Raw genomic sequence first — 7,536 nt, 5'->3', positions numbered from 1 at the left:
TGGAGCGGTGCGTTTGTAGCTGGTGGTTACTTCCAGGCGGGTGCTGCGCCGGTTGGTAACTACACGGTGACCTATACTTATGTAGACCCTGTAAGCGGATGTACCGGTACGGATGCGAAAATAATTAAGGTTGTTAATTCAGCAATTTTAGATGTAGGCGCGGATGTAATGACATGTTCGGGAGCAAAAGAGTTTACCCCACCACTACCTACAATTGGAGGTGGTGAATGGAGATCTTTAGCAGGAGATTTCTACCAAAGTGGCGTACTACTTCCGAGCAAAATGCAATTAGGAGATAATCACCTTATTTATACTGTTAAAACAAATGAAGGCTGTTTTTTAAGTGATACCCTGGTAATAAAGAAGAATCCCGCCCCTGTTGTAACTATTATGCGTGATTTCAGTATATGTTTGAATAGTAATGCAGTGCAGTTGCAAGCCACCCCAGCACCAGGAGTATGGGAAGGAAAGGGTATTGATGTTAATATTGGTAGCACATTCTTTCCCGCCACGGCAGGGGCTGGTAATCATACCTTAAATTATACTTATTCAGATCCTATCACAGGTTGTTCTACCAAAGCTAGTGTCATCGCAACCGTTAACTCCTTGCCGATTATTCAACTTCCCGCTGATACCGCACTTTGTATATCCAGCGGAGTTTTAACATTACCATCAGGCGGTATATGGTCAGGGTCAGCGGCTATCACAGGGCAAGTGTTTTCACCTGCAGTGGCAGGTATTGGAAATCATGGTTTAATTTTTACCGTTGTAGATCCCTCTACATTATGCCAGAATGCAAACACATATTTTATCCAGGTGAAAGGAATTCCAGGCCCAATCAAGATAATGGGGGATACTACTGCGTGTGAAGGCCAGTTTATCCAACTTATAGCCTCTGCAGACAACGTTACAAACTTTAATTGGTTTGTAGAAGGAAGTCCTAGCCCGTTTTCAACGGGGAGTAAAATCAATTACCAAGTTACAAAAGACGAAGAAATCTATTTGATCCCAAAACCCACGCTTGTAGGAGAGTGCCCCGGAGAAGGGAGGTACCTGCATATTCTCAACAATACACCTACAGGCACGGCAAAACGCTTAACACTAAAGGATTCAATAGAAAATGGTGCATTATTCCAAGCGGTAAGTAATATTTCAAAGGCAACATCTTATTTATGGGATTTTGGCGATGGTGGTACTTCTACACAAATAGCCGGGAACCATTACTATTATAAACCTGGTGAGTACAATGTTTCACTCATCGTAGCAAGTGCATTTGGCTGTGAAAGGAAATTTGTATTACCTAAAATTATTGTTTTGGATGAGGTTGGAAAAGCGCCTGATCCAGTTTTTGACCGAGGTAACGGGATCGACCCTGATGCTAATGCACTGCTGGTTTATCCTACTGTATTTTCAAACAAGTTGACGTGCGAATTTGTGGCAAAAAATGAGCAGGAAGTAATTATTACCCTCATAAATATTACAACCGGGCTCCCTGTGCTTTCAAAGAAAGTGAATGCTATTAAGGGCTTTAACCGCTTCCGAATTGATACTGAATTAATCAAAGACACAGGGCAATGGTATATCATCAAAATAACAGGGATCGATTTTAATAATACATTGAAAATAAGAAAATTATAATATGAAGTACTTAATTGGCTTTTTAATGTGTTATTGCTTAGTGGGATGCGATAATCGGGAAGAAAGTCTTAGTGAGCTTAACTCTCCCCCAGAAATTTTTTTACAAGCACAAGCAGGCGGACCGGAAACAAAAGAGCTGATTGATAGCGTAAAGTTATCCAATACTCAATTTGGGTACTTGCCTATTGTTATTCGTGTGCAGGATTTAAACAGCAACATAAAATCACTAAGGATGAGTATGGTTTCTGGTGATGGACTGTTGAAGCAAAACGACGATGAATTTACAGATACAATAAGAATTCTAGGAAATAAGGGAATATACAAGTTTATTCCTGCTCATCCAGGGGCTATAATAGTTCGTTTCGTTGTTACCGACTATTTTAACCAGCGCGACAGCGCCCAGCTGAAGGTTTTTGCCTTCAATAATCTGGCACCTATTGCCAATTTACGTATAGATCCAATAGGGGAGGTAGAACGCTTCGAATACTTACTTGATGGAAGCCTATCATATGATCCGGACAAGAATTTGGGGGGTGGGTTGACGAAATACATTTTTATCGTGAATAATACTACGATAGCCGAAACAAGGAGTTCTGCAATTCCTTTTATTTTTCCTAGCCCAGGTGCATATATCTGCAAACTTAGAGTTGTGGATAACGATGGGGCCGTGAGTAAAGAGGTTGTACAATCAATACAAATTCAATAATCAACTATGAAAAATCTTTTCACTTTATTGTTATGGTTTTCCGTAGTGCATGTTAATGCCCAGAACCCCGCACCAGCATTAGGTTTTCTAGGCATCGAACCTGATGCACGTGGAAGTGCATTAGGATTATGTGGAACTTCGACCTTACCTGATGTGTCCAGCGTCTTTTACAATCCTGCCAAAGTAGCTGCAGTGCCATCGGAGTATGGTTTTTCCGCCAATTACGTGCCTTATATGCGTCAACTGGCGAGTGGCATGGGATTGGCCAGCTTACAAGGCTTTCGTCGCATGGATGATGTGACAGCAATAGGTTTGGATGTAAGATTTTTTAGTTTAGGGAAGATCGAGTTTAAAGACGAAACAGGGTATGATATATATACTTATAACCCTTCTGAATGGTGTATAGGCATTACGTATTCACGTTTGTTAAGTAATTACTCCTTTATAGGCTTTACGGCAAGATATATTAATAGTCGTCCGGCAGCGGGAATCGAAGCCCAGGGAAGTGAGGTTAAAATAGCCAATGCCATTGCTGCAGATTTAGGGTACTATTATAGCTCTGTGGCTCGCGAAGATATGGAGAGCTTTAATGGCGGATTTGTCAGGTTTGGGGCATCTTTTCTCAACATTGGAACACGTGTACGTTATCAGCAAAATGTTACCGGAGCCTTACAGCCAATGTGTTTACGCATTGGAAGTGGCTATTCTTACAAAACGGAAGGAAATGAACATGCAATCAGTTTGGATATAGAGATATTGAAGCCTCTTTTACCTGAAGATTCTAACAATAGGACCGTTCCATCCGCTATCGTAGCCGGTTTAGGATATTTTAAGGCTTGGGAAGCAGGCGCTGGTGTCGAATATTTATATCAAAACCGGTTTTTTCTACGTGGTGGAGTGCATTATGGCAATACTTTACTTTCTACTAGACAGCTTGCCACCTTTGGTACAGGCTTTCAATCGGGTTTGTTTAACTGTTCTGTTAGCTATTACGCTGCCTTGCCTGGTAAAAATCTTAATTATAATTCTCAAACTTTCAAAATCAGCTTAGGGCTAAATTTCACCGAGTAAAACTAATAGAATGTATAAAATAATGTTGGTTGCGATAATTATAAGCATGTTCACAAGTTGTAGTAGTTCTAAACTAATGAGCCACCACAAAGCAAAACAGCAAATTAGATGTGCTAAATTTTAAATTCAATTAGAATATTGTAGATATTGTAAATATTGTAAATAATATTTGTATTGTAGATATTGGTAGTATTGTTTTTATTATTAAATTTGTGGTTATTGTTTATCTTCTACCCAAATATTTGTTACACTATGGGAAAAATCGTTGCATTCGCAATACAGAAAGGTGGAGCCGGAAAAACGACTACCACTATTAACCTCGGTTTTGAATTAGCAAATCGAGGGCACAAAGTTTTACTGTGTGATTTAGATCCCCAGTTCAATTTGACTATTGGCCTAAAATTGCAAGGTCCTGGCGTGAATATGTATGAGGCTTTAACGGGAAGAATAGACCATTTACCTATTGTTTCTATCAATGAAAATTTAAGCATCGTTAAAGGATCTCTCGATGTCGCTGCAGCAGAAGTTGAACTTATTAATAAGTTTGCTCGTGAAAGCACGTTGCGTGAGCTTTTAGAACCAGTTAGAGAAGATTTTGATTTTATTTTTCTTGACTGCCCTCCTTCGCTCTCTATCCTCACTATTAATGCAATGACAGCAGCAGATGAAGTTTACATTCCTGTTCAAGCCGAATTTTATGCAATGTCGGGGGTCGATAAGCTACTAACTACTATGGCAATGATCAAGAACAAGTTGAATTCCAAATTAAAATTGGGTGGTGTGTTCATAACATTGTTTGATGGTCGAAAGTCACTCAATACGGCTGTAGCAAAAGATGTAGCTAAAATTATGGGAGAGGAATCAATATTAAAAACTATTATTCGCGATAATGTTTCCTTAGCAGAAGCACCAGCTCGCGGACAGTCAATTTTTGATTATGCTCCTAAAAGCCATGGAGCAGAAGATTACAAACTGTTAGCAGATGAATTTTTAAGTAGACAATAATAACAATATTATATTAATAGTATTATTTAATAATATAAACAATTAAATATGGGCGGCAAAAAAGATTTTAACGGTTTAGGTCATAACAGTGGTTTAGCAAGTCAAGGTGGGTTCGTTGGTATGTTTAGTGGAGAGCAAAAAGAATCTACTCCGATTACTACTGTAATATCACAGGATGATCGTAAAAATGTTACTTTTTCCATTCAGTTGAACATGCTTGAAAAGGTGAAGGATTTTTGCCATTTAAAACGTGTGAACGGGGAAACACAGTTTACTAAAGGAGATGCCTTTGATTATATAATGCGCAAGGGTTTAGAGGTAATTGGTGAGATCCCCCCGCGACCAGAGGAAGTTAAATTAAGGGAGGAATCACATAAACGTGGCCGCAAAAGCAATAACACATAGGAAATTAGTAAAATAATTTACTATTATAGTAGATTGGCGTATTTTTGAGTACCTAAATCGATTTAACATGACTGCAAACGATCCTACGACAAAAAGGGAACCGATAGAAAAGGAAACAACACAGTTTAACTTCCCCCTCGATAACGCTGTTTTTACAGAAATGAAGCTCATTTCAATAAAAGGGCAAATTAAGCAAAAACAACTTGGTTTGATGCTCGTGGACAATTTCTTAAAACTTAGTGAACATGAGCAACTAGAGCTTATTAGAGCCTATAAGGAGGAAAATGGTATTAAATAACTAACGCTAATCGGCCATGAACGAAGAAAGTAAGGTAAAGAAAAAAAGACCAGGTAAACGTAATGGTATCGTTTTGTTGCCAGGTAGTGGCACTGTCCTTTACCAAAGCAATCGTGTAACAAATGGCCGGTTCTCGTTTACATTATATCAGTGGAAAATCCTAGCGGCAACGATGAAAGCGCTACAGGAACCTATCAAATTATCCATGTATGGCATTGATTACAAGCAGTTAACACTTTTCAATGAAGATAGCAAGATCATTCGTGTTCCAATTCCTTTGAATGAAATAACTACACCTAATCACTATAAGGATGTTGTTACTGCAGCAAAGAGGTTGCAAGATTACAAGTTGAGTTTGAAAAACAAGGACTTGACAGGCTACCAAGATACCATCGTCTTTTTTTCAAAGGTTACCGCACCGGAAAAAGCTAATATAGATAACCGTTCAGTTACAGCCATCTATGTTGAAATGTATAAGGAGGTGGCAGAATACCTTATAAATATGGAGCAAAACGATCAGGGGAGCCCTATCAAATATACAAGGTACTTATACGAAGTTATTATCGCCGCTAAATCTATTTACTCACCAATTCTATATCAAAAAATAGCATCCTGGTCAAAAAAGGGAGAGTTCGTAATAACGCTTGATGAACTCCGTTTAGATTTGGGGCTGGATAGTGAAACTTACAGTAACTATAGTGATTTTAAAAAGAGAATCTTATTACCTGTACAAAAGGAATTGATGGCACACGCCGACATTTGGTATAATTGTAACGCGAAAGATTTTACAATAAGTCAAGGGAAAAAAGTGGTAAGGTTACGTTTCAAAATAACCAAACGTCTAAACCCTGAAGCGGTGAAAATTCAACAGGAGGCAATAAAAGAGTTGCTTACTCATCATTTTAAACTCATGCCTGATCATATGGCAACCATAAATAAGCTATTTAAGGCTGAAAATTTAGATTATAACAAGTTAAAGGAAAGAATACTTGAAATATTCAATTTTATGGTTGAAAAGGGCAGCAAAATAACAAATCCTCAAGCATATGTCGTAAGTTCTATAATTAATGACTTTGAAACGGGTGTTTATACACATGGAATAGCCTAATTTGTCGTAACTGTTTAAAAGCGTTCCTAATCTGTCGTAATCACAAGTTCCTAATTTGTCTAATCAAGTTCCTAATTTGTCGCTCAATTATTCCTATTTTGTCGTAGTATATCATCCAAAATACTTGCCTGTATTAGCTTTCAGCGACCCAACAAATCAACTGATTTTCGAAAAATGATCTAAGCGTATTTTATCAATGCGAGAAAGGTTTATAGGAAATTATATTTTTTTGTGCCATTTTGGCAGTTTTGAATAAAAAATGGACGCTCAATGCAATTGTGAAGGAAAGAAATCATCAAATCAAACTTAGTTATCCACCGCCGCGCCCAAAAACCTCCTAATTTGTCGCATTTGTACTACGCTTGTTTTCCAACATTCCTTTTTTGTCGTAGTTGATTGGTTTCTAGTAATATAGGTATTATAGTTATATGGCTCGTAATTAATTGTAAATCAATACAATTAATACGAATAATATAAATAATATTCTATTGTCTTCGGCATTTATTCGCTATAGAGCAGCCGTTGCGACGCTCCGTTCATCTTCAAAAACGCTATTTAACTACAAAGGCCACTCCTAAATAAGAGCAGCCTTGAAGTTCCAGAATAGATAAGTATAAAGATCCCACCAGCCAGACACAATTCATTTAAGTGTTATAAAAACGGTTCTATTGCGAAATGAACTGGATCGAACCTTTAACATTATCCTATAAACAGTAAACAGCCAGCAGAAATCTAAAAAAATGGGCGACGTCAACCCAAGAGCGTCGCCCAGCGCACATTTTAAAAGAAGATTGTACATTAACCTTTACGAAAGGCTGTTAGTTTCCTCCAAAGAAACCCAACTGATGAAACAACAAATTATTTGAAAAAGTAGATTCCCACGCGGGAATCATTATCGTTTATATAAACACTTATTTTTTTCCGTATGTATTATTTTTTGCGTAAAAAAACACGATAGGTCGCATAAATTAAACTATACAGATATTTTTTATTTAAAAAACACTTTGTGACAGTTCTAATTAAGGTTCTCACTAGTTACTTAATATATCTTCGCTGTGACTTTTTATTGTTTCACCTTTTAAAAAAGGGAAAGTAGGAAGATAGTTTTGTTTTTAAGATCTGCTTACGATCAGCTTACGATCAGCCACCTTTTCAAAGGTGGCTTTTTGTTAAAAATATTTACAATACATTAAATACTTACAATATTTACAATATTTAGAATAGAATATTTATTTATCGGGCATACGCCCCATTTGTGGGAAAAAGGCGCTGCTGCCGCGCCATTTTTCACCCACGCCCTTTTTT

General features: G+C 37.6%; 7 protein-coding genes. All 7 read left to right on the top strand.

Annotated elements, in window-relative coordinates:
- Positions 1-1,638: PKD domain-containing protein (locus tag LX64_RS25580; RefSeq protein ID WP_148707478.1), on the top strand; the 1,638-nt coding region annotated here is incomplete at its 5' end.
- A 1-nt stretch (position 1,639) separates the two neighbouring features.
- Positions 1,640-2,344 carry a hypothetical protein gene (locus LX64_RS25575; RefSeq protein ID WP_111600549.1) on the top strand — a complete coding sequence of 235 codons (705 nt, stop codon included), beginning with the start codon at positions 1,640-1,642 and terminating at the stop codon, positions 2,342-2,344.
- Between the two features lie 6 nt (positions 2,345-2,350).
- The gene (locus LX64_RS25570) at positions 2,351-3,415 is read left to right on the top strand and encodes a PorV/PorQ family protein (protein WP_111600548.1); all 1,065 of its coding nucleotides are present in this window, start codon (positions 2,351-2,353) and stop codon (positions 3,413-3,415) included.
- 252 nt (positions 3,416-3,667) lie between these two features.
- Entirely contained in the window at positions 3,668-4,420 is a 753-nt protein-coding gene (locus LX64_RS25565) for a ParA family protein (RefSeq protein ID WP_111600547.1), read from the top strand.
- A gap of 48 nt (positions 4,421-4,468) precedes the next feature.
- Complete coding sequence (locus LX64_RS25560; protein ID WP_111600546.1) at positions 4,469-4,825, top strand: hypothetical protein; 357 nt, start codon at positions 4,469-4,471, stop codon at positions 4,823-4,825.
- A gap of 67 nt (positions 4,826-4,892) precedes the next feature.
- Positions 4,893-5,123 carry a hypothetical protein gene (locus LX64_RS25555; protein WP_111600545.1) on the top strand — a complete coding sequence of 77 codons (231 nt, stop codon included), beginning with the start codon at positions 4,893-4,895 and terminating at the stop codon, positions 5,121-5,123.
- Between the two features lie 16 nt (positions 5,124-5,139).
- On the top strand, positions 5,140-6,231 hold the full coding sequence (locus LX64_RS25550; protein ID WP_111600544.1) for a replication initiation protein: 1,092 nt from the start codon (positions 5,140-5,142) through the stop codon (positions 6,229-6,231).
- The last annotated feature ends 1,305 nt before the right edge of the window (positions 6,232-7,536 follow it).

The sequence above is a fragment of the Chitinophaga skermanii genome (assembly GCF_003259335.1).
Lineage (GTDB): Bacteria > Bacteroidota > Bacteroidia > Chitinophagales > Chitinophagaceae > Chitinophaga > Chitinophaga skermanii.
Note: the sequence above shows the minus strand (reverse complement) of the source record. Positions and strands in the feature narration are given on the sequence as shown.